We start from the raw sequence: 22893 nt of genomic DNA, 5'->3' as shown, positions 1-22893 counted from the left end.
AAGTATTTTAATTTGTCATTCCGGCGAAAGCAGGCGAAGTGCCCTTTAGGGCAAATCCAGTATTATAACTTATAAGATTATGGACACCGGCCTTCGCCGGTGTGACGGTTTTTTGTTATCTTGTTACCACTTTCTCTGATCAACAATCAACTTCTCCTCCGGTTTGATTGCTCCGGCTTCTATGTATTCCAGAGTATTGATTCCCACCGTGCAGATTTCGCGAAATACTTTTTTGAAATTTTCCCCCCAGGAAGCGCTGCCGATTTCCGGCGAGATCTTTTCAATCCGCAATTTCAGCACATCTTCATGACCTGTTCGACTGACGACCACCTGTAGAGGAAGATTATTAAATTTCGCCTGAAGCATTTTGATCTGGCTGGGAGCGACAAACAATCCGCGAACTTTCACAGCATCCCCTACCCTGCCAGCGATTCCTGCCAGGCGATATGAAGTACGTCCACAGGGACAAGCTTTTGTAATCAAACGCGACAAATCCCCTGTTCCGAAACGCAGTAAAAAGAAAATGTTGTTGAGTCTCGTGACCACCACTTCACCCAACTCGCCATCACGAACATTTTTACCGGTTGCCGGATCAACGATTTCCACGATGGTCTCTTCACAGATATGCCATCCTTTTTTCTCAGAACATTCATAGGCAACATCGCCTACTTCAGTTGCTCCATACATTTGATAAGTGTCAATGCCGTAATCATTTTCGAAAGAGCGGCGCAAATCCGGTAGCAGTGTCTCGGCGGCAAAACAGGCTTTTTTCACCAGGAAATCCCTTTTGAAATCGAAACCCATTTCCTTAGACTTATCAATAATGGCCTTCAAAAAGCTTGGTGTGCCCACGTAAGAAGTAACTTTCAAATCTTTTATTAACTGCACCTGCACTTGAGAAGAAGAAGCACCGGAGGGAACTACTGTAGCGCCGACTCGGCGCAGGCCATTATGAAATGTCAGTCCTGCTGCAACCAGGTGATACGAAAAGGCATTGAGCGCGATATCTTTTGGACCAATACCCGCCGCAAAAAAAGCCCTTGCCCACAAATAATCTGTTTCTGAAAGATGCGGTTCATAAACCGGCCCTGGAGAGGTAAAAATTCTGTCGATGGGAATATCCGGATTTTCCAGCCCGGCATAAGGCGGATTCTGCTGTTCCATTTCGACTAATTTCTCCCGCGATGTAACCGGCAGACACTCCAAATCCTCGCGCGATTTAATATTGGCAGGATTGATATTATTAGCATCCAGCATCTTTTTTACACGCGCCGATTTTTCGTACCCGAGCTTGACCATCTCCACCAACGCCTTATCCTGCTGGCTTTTTCTCTTCCTCTTCCCCCACGATTCTTTTTTATCAAATAGTTGATTCATATATTTCCTTCCCATACCCTTTTGCTTTCTTTGGCTAACTTTGTTGGCGGAGCCTGTCCCGCGTATGCGGGATCGTCGTCTTCCTCAACGTATTTTCATATACGCCTGCGGAGCCTCCTCCTTGCCGCCTCGTTATCCTTTGACCGGATGTGCAACCGAAGGGCGCACAATAGAAAATGACTTCTTCCTTACCGGGAAGTGTCGCCAATTAGGCGGCATCTTCCAAGCGAAAGGGTATCAGAGCCAGCGTTTGCGGCGTCGATACGACTTCACGTCTTTGTAAGATTTCGCGATTCCCGATGCGGCCATGCCCAGATAGAATTCCTTTATATCGGGATTGTCGGATAATTCTTTGGAAGTCCCTTCCATCATGACTTTACCGTTTTCCATAACGTACCCGTAATGAGCGACCTGCAGGGCCATCCGGGCATTTTGTTCCACAAGTATGATTGTCGCTTGTTGTTCTTCGTTAATTTTTTTGATGATGCGAAATATTTCCTGCACAACCAAAGGCGCCAATCCCAGTGAAGGTTCGTCAAGTAATAAAAGTTGCGGATGCGCCATTAAAGCGCGGCCGATTACCAGCATCTGCAATTCACCGCCGCTGCAATATCCGGCCAGTGCTTTTCTTCTTTGAACCAGAGCGGGAAAATAATTGTAAACAAGCTCCAAATCCTGTTTGTAGGGTTTCCCGAATCTGGTGGCGGTGCCCACGCGCAGGTTCTCTTCAATTGTGAGATATTTAAAAGGCTGGCGACCTTCAAGAACCTGAATGATGCCCTGACGGGTAATGAATTCCGGCGCCTGATTCTGAATGTTGACTCCGTTGTAGATTATTGTTCCTTCTGTTACTTCACCGTTTTCCGGTTTCAGCAACCCTGATATGGCTTTGAGCGTGGTTGTTTTACCGGCACCGTTACTACCCAAAAGAGACACGATATGGCCCTTTTCCACACTTAAAGAAACACCTTTTAATACCTGTATAACATCTGAATATACAACAGATATATTATTAAGTTGTAGAAGAATATCGCCCATATACACACCTTGAGACCTTTCAACAACCAGATCAATTCATTAATTTTGTCATACCGGCGCAGGCCGGTATCCAGTATTTTCAATTATTTTCTGGATTCCGGTTTTCACCGGAATGACTAAAAAATAGTTACGCAAAGCTCTCACTTTATCAATACGAAAACGGCCAGAGCCGGAAACTGGAACGAATTATTCGCCAGATTTCAGCCAAGCCCTTCGGTTCTATTAATATAAATAACACAATCGCCAGACCAAAAACAAATTCGCGCAGCGGAGCCATGTTTAAACCCCAACTGGCTATTGCAGGAACATTCATTAACACACCGGTGAAAAATCGTAAAAATTCATTCAGCAGTGTAATAAAGGTAGCTCCAAAAATCGCGCCGGGAATATTGCCCATGCCGCCGATAATTACCATGGCTATATATTCAACGGAAAGCCCCAGGTTAAAAGGTTCCGTTGTAATGCTCACCATATAATAAGCCCAAAGGGCTCCGGCAAATCCCGCGTAAAAAGAACTGATGCCGAACGAAAGTAGTTTGTATTTGAAAATCGGGATACCCATACCTTCTGCGGCACGGTCATTATCACGGATGGCTATAAAAGCCCGCCCGTATTTGCTCCTGATTATATTTACCGCAAACCAGGTCATCAAAACAAGGCTCACGAAAATCAGGAAGAAAAAAGCTTTGTCTCCCGCTATCTGCCAATTCATGATTTGCGGCGAAGGAAGAGTAATTCCCATTGTGCCTTTAGTTAGACTGTCCCACTGTATCAAAACGTACTCAATGATAAATTGTCCGGCCAGTGTGGCTATTGTCAGATAAAGACCTTTCAATCTTCCTGAAGGTATACCAAAAATCATACCGATGAGAGCGGTAATAATACCCGCCGCAGGAATTGCTACGTAAAATCCCACTCCCAGTCTTGTAGCCAGAATCGCCGCAGCGTAAGCCCCCACGCCAAAGAAGGCGCCGTGTCCCAGAGAAATCTGCCCGGTGTAACCGATCAAAATATTAAGACCGATGGCGGCAATGGCCGCGATACCGATTGTATTCAGAATATAGAGCATGTATGGACTTAAAACAAAAGGAGCGACAAAGAAAAGCATTGCCAGAAAAACAAACAGCCAAAGCCTGCCGAAATCGGTTTCGAAAATATTTAATTCCTGCTTGTAAGTCTCACGATAATTACCGCAGGGATGAAAAGATAATTTTTTCATTTTATTTATTTCCTAAACTCTTTCAATTTCCACCAGGCCAAACAAACCGTATGGCTTGACCATCAAAATAAATACAAGAACAATATAAGGAACAACGTCACGCAACGATGGCGACAGGTAACCGCCTGTAAATGTCTCCAGAAGCCCGATGATAATTCCGCCGATAATCGCGCCGCCGATGCTGTCCAGCCCCCCCAAAATAACCACAGGGAAAACTTTAAGGCCGATGGAACTCAAATCATGAACATTGACGCCGTTGATAATTCCGAGAACAATGCCGCTCATGGAAGCGACAAGCGCGGCAATCGCCCAGGAAAGCGCGAATACTCGTCGCACATGAACACCCAGCGATAGCGCCGCTTTCTGATTATCGGCAACTGAGCGCATATAAATCCCCTGGGCTGATTTTTTAAAGAATAACCCGAACAGAACAAGAAAAATAACGCTGATGACCAGCGTGGCCGAATAAACCGGTGCTATATAGATGGCACCAAATTGCAGCCCCATTGTCGGGGGCAGGAATTCCGGATAGGTATATAAATTACCGCCCCAGATCAGAAGAATCAGGCCTTTGAACATGGCGGCCAGTCCTACTGTCAGCATAATAACAAAAATAAGTTTTTCGCCGATTAACGGACGCAGAAAAAATCTCTCAATTAGGAATCCAAGAATAAAGCAACCGATAAGGGTAAGAATAAAAGCGACGAAAACTGGCAATTGCGCCCAGGTAACTAGCGAAAGAAAAAAGAAAGCTCCCAATGCCAGCAGTTCTCCATGGGCGAAATTCAATACACTCGATGATTTAAAAATCATGACAAAGCCCATCGCGGAAATACCGTAGAGCAGCCCCACGCAAACGCCGTTGACTAATAATTGCAGAAAAAATTCCATTTATAAATTCCTAACTCACATTAATAATATTGATCGTTGTTTCTATTTCGCCTATTCTTCCATCGCGATACTTTACCTTGCCGGTAACCTCAACATTCTTCTGATTATTGTACATAGCCTCAATTATCTTCAGATACAAGCCGTAAACAAAGCGGCGGCGCACTTTACCGGTACGTGTAAGCTCTTCGTCATCCGCATCCAGTAATTTATACAGCAGAACAATTTTTTTTATCTTCATTACTTCGGGAAGCTGTTCATTTACCGTTATAACTTCTTTGAGAATCAATTCCTCTACTGCCTGTTGCTGGGAAAGATCCATGTATGTTGTGTACGGGATCATTCTGTCCTCCGCCCAGTTGCCAACATTGCCCAGATCAATATTAATCATGGCCGTGATATAGGGGCGAGCTTCACCGAAGGTAACGGCTTCTTTAATATATGGACTGAATTTAAGACGCGTCTCGATAAAATCAGGCGAAAATGCCTCGCCGCTTTTATTGCGAATAATATCTTCCTTGCGGCCAATGATCAGCAAATGGCCGTCGTTGTCGATGTATCCGGCATCGCCGGTTTTGAGCCAGCCGTTTTCAAAAGCGTTTTGCGTTGACTCATAATCATTGTGATAACCGGAGAAATTTGCTTCGGATTTGACCAGCACTTCCTGATCATCAGCTATTTTTACTTCAGTCAGTGTCAGAGGTTTGCCCACCGTTTCCAGTTTGACTTCATCGTCAGGCTGTATCTGAAAGATGCCACACGATTCCGTGAGACCATAGCATTGTTTTAAATTCAAGCCCATCGCCCGGAAAAATAAAATGACATCGGGACTGATGGGATGACCACCGGTAAAGGCGCTCCGAAAACGAGCGCACCCCAAACGATCAAGAAGCGGACGATAAACTGCGACAGACATTACTTTATATAAAGCTTGCAGTGATAAAGGCAAAGGCTCTTTGTGCGATTGTTTTTCCACAACCTTTTTACCGATTTTTTCACCAAAATAAAATAATTTCTTTTTCAACCAGCTCGCATCGGATATTTTTACCCGGATGCGTGAGGCCATATCTTCCCAGAAGCGCGAAGAGGTAATAATCATCGAAGGGCCGATATCCCGAAAATCTTCCAAAACCGTTTCAGCGGTTTCCGGAAAATTCATACACATGGCACTTCCGAGCGCAACGCCCATCCCCCACATCTGATCAACAATCCACGCTGGCGGAGACATCGACAGCCAGTTTTCTTCCGGCTTGATATTTGCAGCTTCCACCCACTGTCCGGCCATAGTGGTCAGATTACGGTGTGACAACATGGCCAGTTTGGGAATGCCGGTGGTTCCTGAAGTCTGGATCATTACAGCGATATCCTCTGGTCTGCCTTTATTTATTTCATTTTCGATAAAATCAGGATGATTTTTGATGAATTTTTCCCCTTCTTCCAGAAGTCTGGCATAGCTTATCAGCCACGGATCATCCTCATACGAAGTCATGCCCGTGGGATCAATATAGATAACTTTTTTTGTCTGCGGTAGTTTATCTTTGACCTCCAAAAGTTTATCCACCTGCTCCTGATCCTGGACAACTACGACAGGTGAGTTAATCCGTTTGATGGAAAAAGCCAGTTCATCGGCAATGGAAGAAGTAAACAAATTTAGAGTTGTCGCGCCCAGAGCGTGCGCGGCCAGCTCCGAGAAAAGCCACTCGGGATGATTATGCACAATCATACAGACGTTTTCACCGCGCTTAAGATTAAGCGAAGCATACCCGGCCGCTGTTGTCCGCATATACCGGCAGTAATCTGCCCAGTTGTATTTCTGCCATATGCCATATGCCTTTTCACGTATTGCTGTTTTGGTATCGCCATACGTAGTGGCATTTTCTACCAACAACTGCGGCAGCGTTAATCTGGTTTTTGTTTTATGTTGTTCTTCTTTATGCAAAATATAACGCCTTAAATGTCTATAAAGCTTCAGCTTCGCCAAGATAAGCTTTGATGACTTCAGGATTGACGCTGACTTCTTCGGCGCTTCCTTCACCCAGTTTTTCACCGAAGTTTAAAACCATAATTCTCTGGGCAATGCTCATGACAATAGACATATCATGTTCGACCAGAATCATGGTAAGCCCCCATCTATGATTCAACTCCAGAAGAAAGCGAACCATATCCTCTTTTTCTTCCATGTTCATACCGGCGAAAGGTTCATCAAGAACCAGCAACTTTGGCTCCAGAGCAAGCGCCCGGCCCAGCTCCACTCTTTTCTGCATTCCATAAGGAAGAGAGCCGACTGTTTTTTTACGTATGGACTGCATTTCCAGAAAATCAATTATTTCTTCAAGAATCTGCCTGTGACGAATTTCTTCTTCTCTTACGGATTTGGAAAAAAGAAATGATTTGATGAAACTGTATTGACAGTGAATATGACGCGCCAGAGTCATATTGGCCAGAACAGTCATTCCCGGAAAAAGTTCTATATTCTGGAAAGTTCTGCCTATGCCCACACCAACAAGTTCATGGGTATGCAGATGAGTGATGTCTTTACCGTTGAAAAGTATTTTCCCCTGCTGGGCCCGGTAAAAACCGGTTATGCAGTTGAGAAGGCTAGTTTTCCCTGCTCCATTGGGACCAATAATCGCCATTAGTTCACCGGTGTGAACTTTAAGATCAACATCCTTGACGGCAACGACTCCGCCGAAACTCAAACGTAAATTCTGAATCTCCAGCTCAGCTTTTTTTTCTTCTTCCCGCCGATTGACCATTATCGACGGCCGGCTGCGAAAAGCCTTCATTTAGACCTCTTATTAAATATAACCGAAACATTTTGCTTACAGACGTTGCCGGAAATTATTCAATATCCGGCAACGTCTGTTTAGTATACATCTACTTCTTTAACAGTTTGATTTTGTCCTTACCGGGAACATAAAAATTTGTAAGTGGTATATAAGTTCCGTCTTCCTTCACTCTAACCATGCGCGCGGTAAAAGAAGCACCGTGATCATCTTTGGTATAAGTTATTGCCGGAACCAAGCCGCCGAAATTTTCTTTCTTGAACGATTCCAGAGCCGCGTTTATTGTTTCCGGATTAATATTTTTACTCTTTTCATATGCACGGATAAAAGCTCGTTCCATAATCATACCGATAACAACTCCTTCCCAGTAAGAAGCATCAAATTTATCCACTGTTTTATATCGTTTCCATAACTGCTGCATTGCGGCAATTCCTTTTGATTTATCAACAGGTAATCCTCCCGGAAACTGGATTATCAGTCTATCACGGATAAGCCCCGCACCCATTTTAAAGAAATCGGGGTCTGTCGACGTCCATGTTCCCAGAAAAACAGGACTGTAATTTATACGATCAGCACTTTTGAAAGCCGTGATGATTGCTGAAGGCAGCATCTGCATAAACACATATTCCGCTCCGGCTTTTTGAAGACGAAGAAGTTCTGTATTGAGATCAACGGTTTTGGGTGGAAATTCTTCCACTGCTACAAGGTTGATCCCTAGCTTCTGGGCGTATTCCTTGCTGGGAGTATGGATTGAACGGCCATAGGCATTGTTGTAAGTCAAAAGACCAACTTTGGGAGCTTCTTTACCTTTATGAATGACTTTAATGTACTCCAACACGGCATGGCAATCCATTCTGTAACTGCCAAAAGGCAAATACATGTAATCAACCGGTTTTTCCAGTATTTCCCAACTGGTGGAATAGTTGATTGTGGGCACTTTATATTTCTGTATGATGGGTTTTGCCGCCAATCCCTCGCCTGCTCCCCAGGTAGCGATCATATCCACTTTATCCTGCAGAACGAATTTGTTTACCGCTGCCTGCGCTTCGGGAACCTTATAAGCGGTGTCATAAGTAATCATTTCAATCTTATTACCGAAAACTCCACCCTTCACTTCGTTTACATAATTAAAATAATCACGCTGACCTTTTTCATGAAATTTGCCCCAAGTTGATGCCGGACCTGTCAGGTTGATTGCAGCTCCAACTTTAATTGTCTTTGCCTGCACATTGCCAAAGCATGCAACCAGAAAAACAGCAGCTAAAATTGTTATCCAGAATTTACTTCTCATAGTCATTTCCCCTCCCCTTTTGTTCTTTTTAATTTAGTAACATGCCATAATTATGGCAAAAAAAAACCGTGGGATTTTCTCTGCCCACGGTTCATTTCCCTTTGTAAATGGTCATGATTTTATCAGGCAGACCTTTAAGTTAATAAAGATAAAAAAATAAAAGAAAACTGCCCTTTTCATAAAATGAAATCTTAACATTTTCATTGTTGCCTCTTATAATGAGGGATATAGAGCAAATATCGCTTAAAAGTCAAGGAAAAAGAAACAAAAAAACCGCCGTGGATGACAACAATCTCCAAGCTTTTATTTAATTATTTTTTAATATTATTCAACGCCAAGCTTTTCAATGCGGTAGCGCAAAGAATCTAAGGTGACATTTAACAATTCAGCAGCCTTTACTTTTGATCCATTAGTTTTCTGCAAAGCTTTTTCAATTATTATCTTTTCTATTTTTCCCATCTCCATGTTGAGGTCAATTCCTTTATCCGTTATCTCAATATCAAACCTTGGGACACTTTGAGACGCTTCAGGATGCAAAGTTAAGCTTTCCGGAAGTATTATGTTGGAGCTCTCCATGGCGACACTGCGTTCAATAATATTTTCTAATTCACGAACGTTGCCCGGAAAAGCATAATTTGTCAACAATTCCATGGCATATGAAGAAATATCCCGTATCTCCTTGCCGAACATTTCCGCATATTTTATTATAAAATAACTGATAAGAAGAGGAATGTCTTCTTTCCGCTCTCTCAGCGGAGGAAGATGAATGGGAATAACATTGAGTCTATAATAGAGGTCTTCTCGAAATTCTCCCTTGCTTACCTTTTCCTTTAAATTCTGATTTGTCGCGGAAATGATGCGTACATCTGCCTTGATGTCTTCCGAACCACCTATCCGCCTGAATGTTCTTTCCTGAACCACCCTCAAGAGCTTGACTTGCAAAGTCGGAGATAACTCGCCTATTTCATCAAGAAATATGGTGCCGCCACGCGCCATTTCAAAGAATCCCGGTTTATCGGCGTAAGCTCCGGTAAAAGAGCCTTTCATGTATCCGAAAAGTTCGCTCTCCAGAAGATTCTCCGGTATTCCACCACTGTTAATGGCCACAAATGGTTTTTTTAGACGGGAAGAATTTTCATGAATAGCACGCGCGACAAGCTCTTTTCCTGTTCCGCTTTCACCCAGTATTAAAATATTCGCCAGTGTATCGGACACTTTTTTTATTGTCGCGAATATTTTAATCATTTCCCTGTTGGTTCCGATCATTCCGCAGAATGAATTTGCCGCATCTGCCAGTAATTTTTCTTCCCCAATATTATTTTCAATCAATCCTTTTTTCTGCAGGGCCGAGCGTACAACTTTTTTTATTTCTTCAATACTTCCGCCTTTTTCCACATAATCATAAGCCCCTTCTTTCATCGCTTTTATTGCTGTTTCTCCTGAAGCGTAAGCCGTAATAAGAATAACTATGGCATCAGGTCTGTGATCCTTGATGACTTTGAGAAAATCAATTCCACTGATTTTAGGCATTTTTAAATCGGTAATAATCAGATCAAAGGCGGTCTTGCGGCATAGATCAATTGCTTTTACCGGTTCTCCGATGCTGGTTACATCGTAGCCTTCCTGAGCAAGCATAATTTCCATAAATTCTCTCATGCCCTGATCATCATCAACAACCAGAATTTTCGCCATGCTTTTTACCTCCGCTTCCTTTCAATAACATCTCAACAGCAGAATATTTAATTCTTCTTTTCACTATATTACGGGCAACCAGACATAACAGACAGTTCCCTCATTTACGGTACTCTCTATTTTGATTCTTCCATTGTAGCCGTCAACGATATGATTAACAATGGTTAATCCCAATCCGGTTCCCTTCGTTTTATTCGTGAAAAAAGGTTCAAATACTCTGTTTAACTCATCTTTGCTGATACCGCATCCTGTATCCGCAACTTTGATTTCGGCATATTTTTTCTCATCATCTAACTGCACGATTTTAGTTTCGACAGACAAAACACCATCCTCTTCCATGGACTGCACGGCATTGAGAACCAGATTGTTAATAATTTGCCGGACCTGTTCTTTATTGGCAAATGCTTTCTCATTAGCCGATAATTTTTTCTGAATTCTGATTTTGTCTTTCCATTCCGGAGACAACTTTATATGTTCGAAGACTTCTTCAACAACTTCCTCTAAATTAACAAATTCCCTTGATACCGGTACCGAACGAGCCAGCAAAAGAAAATCACGGGCGAAGCTGTCCAATTGGTCTTTGCTTCGCAATATTATCTCCATTAAACGCTTATTGGTTCCTTCGGGTTCTAATCCCTTCTTTAATAGTTCTATTGAACCGGTTATTGCCGCCAGCGGATTACGAACTTCGTGTGCCCATCCGGCCGCCATTTCGCCGATTATTGCCATCTTCCTGTTCATTTCGAGTTTCTTTTCCATCTCTGTAATTTGAGTTAAATCCTGAAATATTAAAATGTTTCCAATTTGATTTTCGCTTCTTCCCTTGAGCGGAGAAACCGACAAACCCAAATTAACTTCACTACCCCTTCCTCCATTTATTAAAACTTCAATCCGGTTTTTGAATTGTTGATCGATCATTTCTGTATTCATAAAAGGCAGAAACTCAGGGAATACATCATCTATTTTAAGACCTAATACTTTTGACCGTGGAAATCCGGTAATTTCTTCCGCAGCGTTATTAAAAGTTTTGATAATATTATTCAAATCAACAGTCATGACACCGGTATAAACAGACTCTACAATGCTGCGAAAAAGCAAATCCAATTGATTAAATTCCGATTTCTTTTCTTCCAGTAAAGATCTTGTTTTCTTTTCCTGCTCAACAGCAAAACCGGCTAAAAAAGCTAAAACGTAAAAGGATACGATATGCACCAGAATATTTGTTAATACATCATAAGCGTTAAGATTATAATAATGTCCGATAGAAGAAGCAAAAGGCAGTAGGTCGAAAAATTTAAGGCCCACCAGCACGCCATAAAATATGCTGGCAACCGAAGCTACAATTAATCCTCCACTGCGACCCAGAAATGGCACCGAATAAATTATAACCAGCGTGTAAAAAAGAGAATAATCAATTTGGATGTTGTCGGTCAGGCCAACAAGAAAAGTGATCAAAACGATATCCACAGTGAGTTGTAAATAAATATTACTCCGTATATTTTTCAGAAATTTAAGAAGGAAAATATAAACAACCGAAAAGAAATAAAACGCAGCAGTGATAAAATAAAAAAAACTAATAGTTATTTGTGATATTGAAAATTCCTGTTTTCTGATATCGAGAAAAACGGTTGTCCCCAGAAATAGAGTTACAAGAATAACCCTGGATACGATTAAAAAAAATAAACGCCTTGTATTTTTTTCTTTGATTAAGGCTTCGTTATACAGTACAGGCATTTCATTTCCTTTTGAATCACGGGTATGAAACCCAAAGCAAGTTGTAATTTAAAATCATACTATAATATTTTAGCAGTTTTCGCTAATTAATTTGAATTATTGTCTTGTAAAAATAAATTTTTAAAAATATGCGCAGACCATTAATTTATCTTTTAATTGCATTCATCGCCGGAATTATTGCCGGAAGATATTTCTCCTTGCCCTATTATTTTTTATTAATCACAATTATATTAACTTTTCTTCTTATTATAACAATCATAAATTACGGGCCTAAAACCACAAATCATTCTTTAGAAAAAGACTCCGCAGCACTTCGCCTGTCATGCGCCTGGTTTTACTTTCGGAATTGGAGTTTCACGAATAAATGGTTGATTACCGGTCTATTTTTAATTCTCTTCCTTATTTTTCTGCTTGGTTTTTTTAATATTCAAAAGCAGCGGTATTTTTTTGAGCAAAATCAACATATCGGACAATATACAGATAAAGGCAAATTGGCAATGGAAGGCATTGTGATAGAAGCTCCCCTCGCCTACCTCGATAAAAATGTATTGATCGTACGTTGTTTGAGAATAATCAGAGATAAAAATTACATTTCGGTATCAGGTAACATTCGTCTGGTTATCCCACCGAATTTAGAATTCCAATATGGTGATTTCATCCGCTTTCACTCAACCTTAAAAAAGATTCATAGTTTCAATAATCCGGGCGGGTTTGATTATGAACGTTATTTGAATCTTCAGGGTATACATGCCACTGGATTTATTTCTGACGCATCCAAGATTATACTTCTTAGACAACGAACAGCAGACTGCACGCGTCATTATCTGGAATCTTTTAGAAATTATTTAAAACAAATAATTTATAATAATTCCTCTTCGCCACAAAGGGAAATCATCGAAGCCATGACTATCGGCAATCAAAATGAAATTCCCACAGATGTGCGGGATAATTTCAATAAAACAGGCGCTGCGCATATCCTTTCCATATCCGGTCTGCACATCGGAATGGTCTCGGCTGTAGCTTTCTTCTTCGCTTTCCTCATCTTGAAATCTTCAGAATATCTAATGCTCAGATTCAACATAATTAAATTAGCGGCAACGGCGGCATTTATTATGGTATTGATTTACGCCTTCATTGCGGGGATGGGAGTTACTGTTATGCGTTCGGCTCTCATGGCACTGATTTTTTTGATCGCCCTGATTTCGGGAAAACAAAAAGACCTCTATTCTACCCTGGCTTTGGCGGGACTAATTATTCTGGCTATCTCACCTCAAGCTCTTTTTGATATTTCCTTTCAGCTTTCTTTCATGGCTGTCTTATCATTAATCTATATTGTACCCAAATTCAGTGGAATTATTTCAGGAAATATTTCAACGCTTCCTTTATGGACGCAAGGTATAATCCATTATGCGTATTTGTCAGTTATCGTTTGCATTGCGGCAACAATCGGCACATTGCCTCTGATCATGTATTATTTTAACCGTGTCTCCTGCGTGACAATTATTGCTAATCTGATTGCTGTTCCACTTCTGGGAACACTGACGCTGGCTATATCCATGCTTTTTATCCTTTCCGCCTTCTTTTCTTCAACCATTGCCGGTTATTTTATTAAACTGGCTTCTCTCTTTGTGCAAATATCAGTAGACATGATTAATCAATTAGCTTCTTTTCCCTGGTCTTCACTTAGCACCATCAGGCCTAATTTGATTGAAATTGCAGTTTTTTATTTATTAATATTTCTTCTTATTCAATTTATTGAAGCAAAGAGAAGAACAATTCCAATAGAATCTTTATCAGGCCGCTTACGGATTATAAAATATTTATTAGTTGTCACTGTTTTATTATTTGCCGCGGATATAATTTATTTTACTGTTAGAGATAAATTATCTTCAGATTTAAAAATTACAGTTATAGACGTAGGACAGGGAAACTCCATTCTGGTACAATTTCCCGGCGGGGATAATATGCTTATCGACGGCGGCGGTTTCTCGGAGAGTACCTTTGATATTGGAAAGGCTGTTGTCGCTCCATTTCTTTATCACGAAAGGATTGGCCATATTGATACGGCAGTGCTCAGCCATCCTCATCCCGATCATTTACTGGGACTTATTTATATTATGAATAATTTTGATGTCCGTCAAATCTGGAAGTCGAAGCTTCCGGTTGATCCGGAAGATTTTCCGGAATGGGAAAAAACGATTAAATCCAACAATCAAAGTGTTTGTTTGCACTCCAATAAATCTCCGGAAAAAATATTTAATGGAGTCAAATTCAAGGTATTATGGCCGCCCAATTATTCGGAGAATGATATCAATGACCTGTCCTATGATGACGTTAATGATTCTTCTCTGGTTCTAAAAATAACATTCGGCAAAGTAAGTTTTCTGATTCCCGGCGATATATCCGGCGATGTTGAAACGCAGCTTATTGAAGCTAAAACAGATTTACGTAGTGACGTTCTGGTGGTTCCACATCATGGGTCCAACCATTCCAGCAGTACCGAATTCATCAAAGCTGTCTCTTGTCGTTATGCGATTGTCAGCGCCGGTAAAGCGAACGTATTTCACCATCCACATCCTTCAACCATGCAAAGATATAAAGACGCCGGCGTCAATATTTTACGCACTGACCACAATGGAGCAATAATTCTAACGACCAACGGAAATAACTTAAAAATAGATACATTCATAAAAAACAAATAAATTACTGTATATTACCTGTTTAAAAGCCAATAACCGAAAAATTTTTCTTTTTTATAAAGATTTTGTCGTGCTCATGGCAATAATTGCTGATACCACGGGGAAAACAATATCTTACGACCATAAATAATATTGACTTTATGACTTTCAAGTGTAGAATATGAAAAAAGCACAAACAAATCGAAGGGATTTACATAATTTTTATCAACTTTAGTTATCAATACGGAAGGCTCATGTTTAAGCTTGTCCCTGATAAATTCATTTTTTTAAGCAGTACATTTTCAAACAGCCCTCAGCAGCAATTCTTATAGAACTTATAACCATTAATAGTATACCGTGAGGTAAGATCGAATTATGAAAAAGAAACCTAAGCTGATATCCCGACAAAAAAAACAGGGTAAATCTGTACCTAAAACAATTCGTTCATCTAAGATTGTCAATAAAAGTAAGCCTGTAACGGGGATGTTCTGGAAATCCTCTCTTGATGCAGTCACCGACGCGGTCTGTTTTTTGGATCCTGATCAACGTATTCTGCACTGCAACCGTGTCATGACAGAAATGTTCGGTCTGACACAGAAAGAAATTATCGGGAAACACTGTTGGGAAATTGTACATGGTACAACCAAACCATTTTCAAAATGTCCGGCTACACGGGCGAAAAAATCATTCGCTCGCGAAAATGGTGAGATCCGCAAAGGAAAGAGGTGGTTTAATATCATCGCTGATCCTATAGTGGATAAAAAAGGCAAGATTAAAGGTGTGATTCATACATTACAGGACATTACCAAACACAAAAGTACAATTCAGAACCTGCAGGAATCAGAAAATAAATACCGCGAATTAGTAGAGCATGTAAGTGAGGTTATCTTCTCTGTCGATATGCAAGGCTTTATCACCTACATAAGCCCGGCCATGGAACATTTAACCGGATACTCAACAAGTGGAGTAATCGGAACCAACATAACCGAACATATTATACCGGAAGACCTGCCGAAGGTGCTGGCCAGTATCAATCGAATTCTGGTCAGTAGCGAGAAAGAATCAGTCGAATATCGTATTAAAATCAAGAATGGTGAAATACGCCACGTAGTCAGTTCAAGTAATGTAATTTTTAAAGATGGACAGCCGGCAGGTTTAACAGGTTCCATCACCGATATCACCCAGCGAAAGCTGGCTGAAAACGCCCTAAAAGAAGCAGAATTAAAATTCAGAACGATATTTGATTCCGCATCAGACGGAATTCTTTTAGCAGAGGTGGGCAGCAGAAATTTTATTTCCGCCAATAAAAGCATATGTAAAATGCTGGGCTATACTAAAAAAGATATTGTAAAATTAAACGTTTCCGATATCCATCCTAAAGAATCACTGTCGTACGTTATTGATCAATTTGAAAAACTTTCCAGAAAAGAAATATCGATAGCCCGCGATATACCTTTAATGAAAAAAAACAAGACTCTGTTTTTTACGGACGTAAACACTTCCTCAATTGTCTTAGACGGCAAAGAATGTCTGATTGGCATGTTCAGAGACACTACACAGCGCAAAAGGTCTGAAGAGGAACTGCGCGAAAGTGAAAAAAAATATAAGTTTCTCACCGAAACAATTTCCGATATCATCTGGATTATGGATTTGAACTTACGGACAACTTACGTGAGCCCCTCCATACGGAGAGTGCTTGGTTTTTCTCAGGAAGAAAGATTGCGTCAAACCGTTTATGAACAACTGACACCTGATTCATTATCCGCCGCCAAGAAAATTCTGGAGGATGAACTTGCTCTGGAAAAACAAGGGAAAACCGATCCTCAGAGAGCCCAAACTTTAATATTGGAATTCTATCATAAAGACGGTTCAACGCGTTGGCTTGAAAATACCATTAACGGAATCAGAAATGAGCAGGGTATTTTAACCGGTCTCCATGGTGTATCGAGAGATATTACCGAACGCAAACGCGCGGAGGAAGCGTTGAAAGAACGTGACATTGTGTTCAAGAAGTTGTCTGCCAATGTTCCCGGAATTATTTACCAGTTCATGATGAAGCCTGATGGAACTTTTTGTATCCCTTTTTCCACAGAAGCTGTCAAAGATATTTACGGATGTGCTCCTGAGGATATCGTCAATGATTTTTCGCCTATACTAAAAGTTATACACAATGAAGATACTGACAGGTTCATTCAATCCATAAAATGTTCAGCAAAGAACATGACTTCCTGGCAATGTGAATACAGGGTTCAAGTTCCCGGCAAGCCGCTCAGATGGCTATTGGGCACTTCCACACCCGAAAAACTGCCTGATGGCAGTATAATCTGGCATGGTTTCAATACAGACATTACCGAACGCAAGAAGGCTGAAGAAGAACTTTTTCTTATCAAAAAGGCTGTAGAAGATTCCAGCGATGCCATCGGCGTTTCCGATCCACAGGGTCACCACTTTTATCAAAACAAAGCATTCTCTGATTTATTTGAATACGCGACTGCCGAAGAACTCGAAGCCGCAGGCGGCGGACCGGCAGCTTTTGCCAATAAAGATACCGCATCTGAAGTTTTTGAATCAATCATGAGCGGGAATTCATGGCAAGGCGAGATCACAATGATATCAAAAAGCGGGCGCAAATTTCCCGTTCAAATTCGCGCGGATGCGATAAAGGACGAGGCCGGAAAAATTATCGGTCTTATCGGAATTCATACGGATATCACCGAACGTAAACTTGCGGAGGAAGCACTAAAACGTTCCGAAGAAGACTTCCGCTCTCTTTTTGAACAAAGTATTGATGGTATAACAATCAATGATCCATCCAGCATAATTGAAGCTAATTATGCCTTTTCCGTTATAAGTGGTTATCCTGTTGAAAAAACAATTGGCATGAAACCTCTTGATTTCATTCATCCCGACGATCGAGAAATCGCCGCACAAAGACTCCAACAAAGGCTAAAAGGTATGCGATCTCCCGAAGGCTATATTTATCGGGCCATTCGGGCGGATGGTTCTATTTCATTGGTTGACCTGAGAAGCAGGCTTATCGAGTGGAAGGATAAACCTGCTTTTCTGACTATTATACGCGATATCACCGAAATGAAGCAGGCAGAGGAAGCATTACGGGCAAGCGAAGAGAAATACCGGGGAATCTTTGATGAATCAATTACAGCAATTTATATATTTGATACAAAAAAGAACTTCATAGATTCCAACCAGGCCGGCCTGGACCTCCTCGGTTATTCTAAAGAAGAGCTGATGAGAATGAGCATTCCGGATGTGGATGATGACCCTGTTAACGTTTTGCCGGCTCATCAGGAACTTTTTGACGGCGGGCGCCTCATCAACTACGAACACAAACTCCGGCGCAAAGACGGCAGTATCATTACTGTACTAAATAATTCCAGACCTCTCACAGATTCTCAGGGGAACATCATTGGAATGCTCAGTACATTAATTGATATCACCGAACGCAAGCAGGCTGAAGCGGAAATAGCCGTACTTTCCAACGCTCTCAAGCTAGCCCTAGACCCCATTCTGATCGTTGATCTGGAGGGAAAGGTTATAAGCGCAAACGAAGCCGCAAAGAAACTGTTTGAGACAGAAGATCTTGGGGTAAGCGCCCTGGATTATGTCGCGCCAGAAGATAAAGAAAGGGTTACTTCAACAATGCAAGAGTTACTGATGGGCAGTGGTGTTAATGTCACCGAGTTCACTGTCATTACCAAGAGTGGGCGCAGAGTTTTCATTGAAGCAACTGGAAATCTGATAGTGGACGCAAATGGTAAAGCAAACGGGATCGTGGTTGTGGAGAGAGACATCACCGATCGCAAGCGTATGGAAGCAGCATTGCGGGACAGCGAAACAAAATTAAAGGCGGTAATCCAAGGCTCTCCTGTTCCACAGTTCGTAATAGATCAAAATCACAAAATACTTTACTGGAACAAAGCTCTGGAAGAAATATCCGGAATCAAATCGGCCGACATATTAGGAACTAACAAGCATTGGCAAGCTTTTTATCATAACGAGCGTCCATGTCTTGCCGATCTGCTGGTTGATCAACAAATAAATCTCATCCCTGAATTATATAAAGGAAACTGTAACGAGTCCAATTACTCGGAGGGAGCTTACGAAGCAGAAGGTTTTTTTCCAATCATGGGTAAAGAAGGAAAGTGGCTTTTCTTCGGTGCGGCACTGATTAGAGATGCTCATGGTAACATTATCGGTTCGGTAGAAACACTGGAAGATATAACCGAACGCAAGAAAGCTGAGGATGCTCTTCAAAAAGAATTTGTTCGCCTCCAAACCATGGTCAGCAATGCTCCGGTAGTAATATTTGCCGTCGACAAGCATGGCATCTTCATTCTGTCTGAAGGAAAAGCACTTTCGACTATGGGATTGAAGGGCGGCGAGGTCGTAGGCCGGTCCGTGTTTGATGTGTATCGCGATCATCCCGATGATCAAGAACATTTCCGTCGAGCGCTGCAAGGAGAAGCGTTCACTGCTCTTGTCAGTGTAGGGGATCGCTTTTTCGAAGCCTACCACGAGCCTATTTTAACAGCGGAGGGCAAGTTTGACGGTTCATCAGGTATCCTGGTTGACGTAACTGAACGCAAAAAAGCTGAAGAAGAGTTGAAAAGATCTATAGTTCTTAACAAGGCCATACTCGAAAGCGTTCCCGGCATTCTTTATCTCTATGACAACGCCGGTCATTTAGTGCACTGGAACAAACAACATGAAGAATTAACCGGTTATTCCGGCGACGAAATTAATGGGAGATATATACTGGACTGGTTTGGTGACATAGAGCCTGATACATCATCTATTAAAAAAGGCATAGCCGATGTTATGAACAATGGTCACGCTACAGCAGAGGGACGTCTTATAACCAAGGATGGACGGGCAATTCCCATGATTTTTACCGGAGTAAAACTAACCATCGCCAACAATAATTATCTTCTTGGAGTTGGTATTGACATTACCGAACGAATGAAAGCTGAAAAAGAACTTGAAAAATACCGTGAGCATTTGGAAGAACTGGTGCGTGAACGGACGATTAAACTCGAAGCATCCAATAAGGAACTGGAAGCGTTTTCCTATTCAGCCTCTCACGACCTGCGCGCCCCCCTCAGGTCAATTGAGGGTTTCAGTCAGGCGCTTCTTGAAGACTACTGTGATAAACTGGATATACAAGGCAAGGATTATTTGACAAGAATAAAGACAGCCACAAGAAGGATGGCGGATCTTATAGAAGATATGCTGCAGCTTTCCCGTATTACACGAATGGAAATGAACATTGAAAAAATCAATCTTACTGTGATTGCCCGGTCAGTAATGAGTGAGTTGCAAAAGTCTCAACCCCAAAGGCATGTTGAGATAAGTATTGCTGACTCTCTGGAAGACACTGCAGATTTGAGATTAATGCGCATCGTCCTTGACAACTTGCTTAGCAACGCCTGGAAATTCACAGAAAGGCAGACAAAAGCTAAAATAGAATTCGGATTATTGAAGGCGGAAGGTGGAGGAAAAGTATATTTCATCCGCGATAACGGAGCCGGTTTCGATATGGCTTACGCAGACAAACTATTTGCCCCTTTCCAACGCCTGCACGCTGATGATGAATTTCCCGGGACTGGAATTGGATTGGCCACCGTGCGGCGCATTATCAACCGCCACGGAGGCAAGGTTTGGGCGGAAGGAGAAATAGACAAAGGCGCAACTTTCTATTTCAGTCTTAATGAGAAATAAAATTAAGAGGTGCCCCATGTCAAACGACAAGAAGATATTACTGGTGGAAGATAACCCAGATGATGTTGAGTTAACTCTGCGCGCATTTAAAAAAAATAATATTATAAATAAGATCATTGTTAAGCGCGATGGAGCGGAAGCTCTGGATTTCTTCTTCGGTAAAGAAGGCGCTGTCAATGATCAGAAAAACGATCTGCCCGTTTTAATTTTGCTTGACTTGAAACTACCGAAAATAAATGGTATTGAAGTATTGAAAAAGCTGAAAGCCGATGAAAGAACAAAACTGATTCCCGTGGTAATACTGACATCTTCAAAGGAGCCGGGCGATCTTCTCATCTGCTACAAGCTTGGGTGCAACAGCTATATACGCAAACCCGTTGACTTCAGTCAGTTCATGGAAATGGTAAAACAACTGGGACTTTACTGGCTTCTTATAAACGAAGGTCCGAATTTGTTATAATTTTAAGGAGACAAAACAATGAATATTTTTCTCCGTGTTCTAATCGTCGACGATTCGGATGATGATGCCAAGTTGATAATACGTCAGTTGCGCAATGGAGGATATGATCCGAAATGGGAAAGAGTGGAGACTGCCGAAACCATGAAAGCAGCTCTTGAGAGCAAACAGTGGGATGTTATTCTCTGCGATTATAAAATGCCGCGTTTCAGCGCACCCGCCGCCCTCAAAGTTTTGCAAGACATAAAAATCGATATTCCTTTCATTATTGTGTCCGGCGCTATCGGAGAAGATACGGCAGTGGCGGCAATGAAATCAGGCGCACACGATTTCCTGATGAAAGACAAACTTGCCAAGCTCGTAGTCGCAATAGAGAGAGAAATCCGCGAAGCCAAAATAAGACAAGAAAAGAAAACCGCAGATGAAATGCTGAAAAAAAGTGAAGAAAATTTCCGTCATTCCCTCGATAATTCACCTTTAGGCATTCGCATTGTATCCGCAGATGGCAAAACTCTTTACGCCAATCAGGAAGTTTTAAAGATTTATGGTTTTGACAGCATTGAAGAATTTTCTACCATTCCCCACAAAAAAAGATACACTCCGGAGTGTTATATCGAACACGAAAAAAGAGAAGAAAGAAGACGGCGCGGCGAAATCATTCCGTATTATGAACTGAGCATCATCCGTAAGGATGGCGAAATACGCTATCTGGAAGTATTTCGCAAACAGGTGCTTTGGAATGGTGAGTTACTTTTTCAGGCGCTCTATTCCGATATTACCGAACGCAAGCAGGCCGAAAATAATCTGCTGGAAAGCGAGGAGAGGTATCGTATTGTTGTGGAAAATGCCCATGAAGCCATCATCATCACACGAGATACGAACGTCGTGTTTGCCAATAACGCCGCCGCCGAACAAATAGGTTATTCCAAAGAAACTCTAACATCCGGGTCTTTTACGAACTTTATCCATCCCGAAGATCGCAATATCGTGACCGAGTACAGCACAAAAAGATTGAAAGGAGAGAACGTCCCCTCTATATATTCTTTCAGAATTATTACTCATGATGGAAAAATAAAATGGGCAGAACTGAATGCCACTGTCATTGAATGGAACAAAAAACCGGCTACCTTGAATTTTTTGAATGACATCACTGAGCGTAAATTGTTGGAGGAAGAACGCATTGAAGGTTATAACCGCATTAAGAAAACATTGCAGGCTACTGTACAATCGATCGCGCTGCTTGTAGAAACGAAAGATCCTTATACATCCGGCCATCAACAGCGAGTTGCTCAACTGGCTGTGGCAATTTCCCGGGAAATGGGTTTAACATCCGATCAGCAGGATTTCATTTACACCGCATCCATCATCCACGACCTCGGCAAAGTATCAGTTCCATCGGAGCTTCTCAGCAAACCCACAAAGCTTACCGAAGTGGAATTCAACTTAATTAAAACTCACTCCCCTGCCGGATATAATATTCTGAAAGATATCGATTTCCCCTGGCCGGTAGCCGATGCCGTTCTTCAACATCATGAAAGAATGAACGGATCAGGTTATCCAAATCACCTTCAGGGAGACTCCATTCTTCTGGAGGCGCGTATTCTGGCTGTTGCCGATGTCGTAGAGGCCATTTCTTCCCACCGCCCATACCGTCCTTCACTGGGAATAAACTTTGCACTGGATGAGATTTCCAAGAACAAAGGCACCCTTTATGATGACAATGTTGTGGATGCCTGCCTGAAATTATTTCTAGAAAAAAACTTTGCCTTTAGTTAATAAATATTCTCTAATCCCTTCTTTTTCTTTTTTGAAATTGAAATTGTAGGGTGGAGGTTGTGTAACCTGGCATGACCTTCAGGTTATCAGGATATTCACTTTGATTACCGCCTCCGAGACTGTTTCGCAAGAATAAATATAACCATTTAATGTCCTCCGCCAGCGGAGGTGTCACGTATCGACAGAAGTGGATAAAATTCACGCAAATCGTAAATAAC

Annotated in this window: 13 protein-coding genes; 4 read left to right on the top strand and 9 right to left on the bottom strand. The window is 41.7% G+C overall.

Annotated elements, in window-relative coordinates; translation table 11 throughout:
* Positions 1 to 123: 123 nt before the first annotated feature.
* From CVU62_04900 to CVU62_04860, 9 genes are all read right to left on the bottom strand, one after another.
* Complete coding sequence (locus CVU62_04900; GenBank protein ID PKN38199.1) at positions 124 to 1392, bottom strand: AMP-binding protein; 1269 nt, start codon at positions 1390 to 1392, stop codon at positions 124 to 126.
* 222 nt (positions 1393 to 1614) lie between these two features.
* Positions 1615 to 2415 carry an ABC transporter ATP-binding protein gene (locus CVU62_04895; protein ID PKN38198.1) on the bottom strand — a complete coding sequence of 267 codons (801 nt, stop codon included), beginning with the start codon at positions 2413 to 2415 and terminating at the stop codon, positions 1615 to 1617.
* 148 nt (positions 2416 to 2563) lie between these two features.
* On the bottom strand, positions 2564 to 3634 hold the full coding sequence (locus CVU62_04890) for a branched-chain amino acid ABC transporter permease (protein ID PKN38197.1): 1071 nt from the start codon (positions 3632 to 3634) through the stop codon (positions 2564 to 2566).
* 12 nt (positions 3635 to 3646) lie between these two features.
* Positions 3647 to 4525, bottom strand: coding sequence for a branched-chain amino acid ABC transporter permease (locus CVU62_04885; GenBank protein PKN38196.1), 879 nt, complete (start codon positions 4523 to 4525; stop codon positions 3647 to 3649).
* 10 nt (positions 4526 to 4535) lie between these two features.
* Positions 4536 to 6569, bottom strand: coding sequence for a long-chain fatty acid--CoA ligase (locus CVU62_04880; GenBank protein ID PKN38195.1), 2034 nt, complete (start codon positions 6567 to 6569; stop codon positions 4536 to 4538).
* Positions 6481 to 7308: an ABC transporter ATP-binding protein gene (locus CVU62_04875; GenBank protein ID PKN38194.1), complete on the bottom strand. Its 828-nt coding sequence runs from the start codon at positions 7306 to 7308 to the stop codon at positions 6481 to 6483. Before CVU62_04875 ends, CVU62_04880 begins: the two co-directional genes overlap by 89 nt.
* 91 nt (positions 7309 to 7399) lie before the next feature.
* Positions 7400 to 8605, bottom strand: coding sequence for a hypothetical protein (locus tag CVU62_04870; GenBank protein PKN38193.1), 1206 nt, complete (start codon positions 8603 to 8605; stop codon positions 7400 to 7402).
* A gap of 318 nt (positions 8606 to 8923) precedes the next feature.
* The gene (locus CVU62_04865) at positions 8924 to 10291 is read right to left on the bottom strand and encodes a Fis family transcriptional regulator (protein ID PKN38192.1); all 1368 of its coding nucleotides are present in this window, start codon (positions 10289 to 10291) and stop codon (positions 8924 to 8926) included.
* A gap of 63 nt (positions 10292 to 10354) precedes the next feature.
* Complete coding sequence (locus CVU62_04860; GenBank protein ID PKN38191.1) at positions 10355 to 12025, bottom strand: hypothetical protein; 1671 nt, start codon at positions 12023 to 12025, stop codon at positions 10355 to 10357.
* Between the two features lie 128 nt (positions 12026 to 12153).
* Here CVU62_04860 and CVU62_04855 point away from each other — a divergent pair, with 128 nt between their 5' ends.
* The 4 genes from CVU62_04855 (at position 12154) to CVU62_04840 (ending at position 22675) form a co-directional block, all read left to right on the top strand.
* Positions 12154 to 14727: a DNA internalization-related competence protein ComEC/Rec2 gene (locus CVU62_04855; protein ID PKN38190.1), complete on the top strand. Its 2574-nt coding sequence runs from the start codon at positions 12154 to 12156 to the stop codon at positions 14725 to 14727.
* 351 nt (positions 14728 to 15078) lie between these two features.
* Positions 15079 to 20442 (top strand): hypothetical protein, encoded by a 5364-nt coding sequence (locus tag CVU62_04850; GenBank protein ID PKN38189.1) that lies wholly within the window; start codon positions 15079 to 15081, stop codon positions 20440 to 20442.
* 16 nt (positions 20443 to 20458) lie between these two features.
* Positions 20459 to 20902: a two-component system response regulator gene (locus CVU62_04845; GenBank protein PKN38188.1), complete on the top strand. Its 444-nt coding sequence runs from the start codon at positions 20459 to 20461 to the stop codon at positions 20900 to 20902.
* A gap of 18 nt (positions 20903 to 20920) precedes the next feature.
* Entirely contained in the window at positions 20921 to 22675 is a 1755-nt protein-coding gene (locus CVU62_04840; protein ID PKN38187.1) for a hypothetical protein, read from the top strand.
* Positions 22676 to 22893 lie beyond the last annotated feature (218 nt).

This window comes from Deltaproteobacteria bacterium HGW-Deltaproteobacteria-2, assembly GCA_002840505.1.
Lineage (GTDB): Bacteria > Desulfobacterota > Syntrophia > Syntrophales > Smithellaceae > Smithella.
This window is presented reverse-complemented; position numbering and strand designations above follow the sequence as displayed.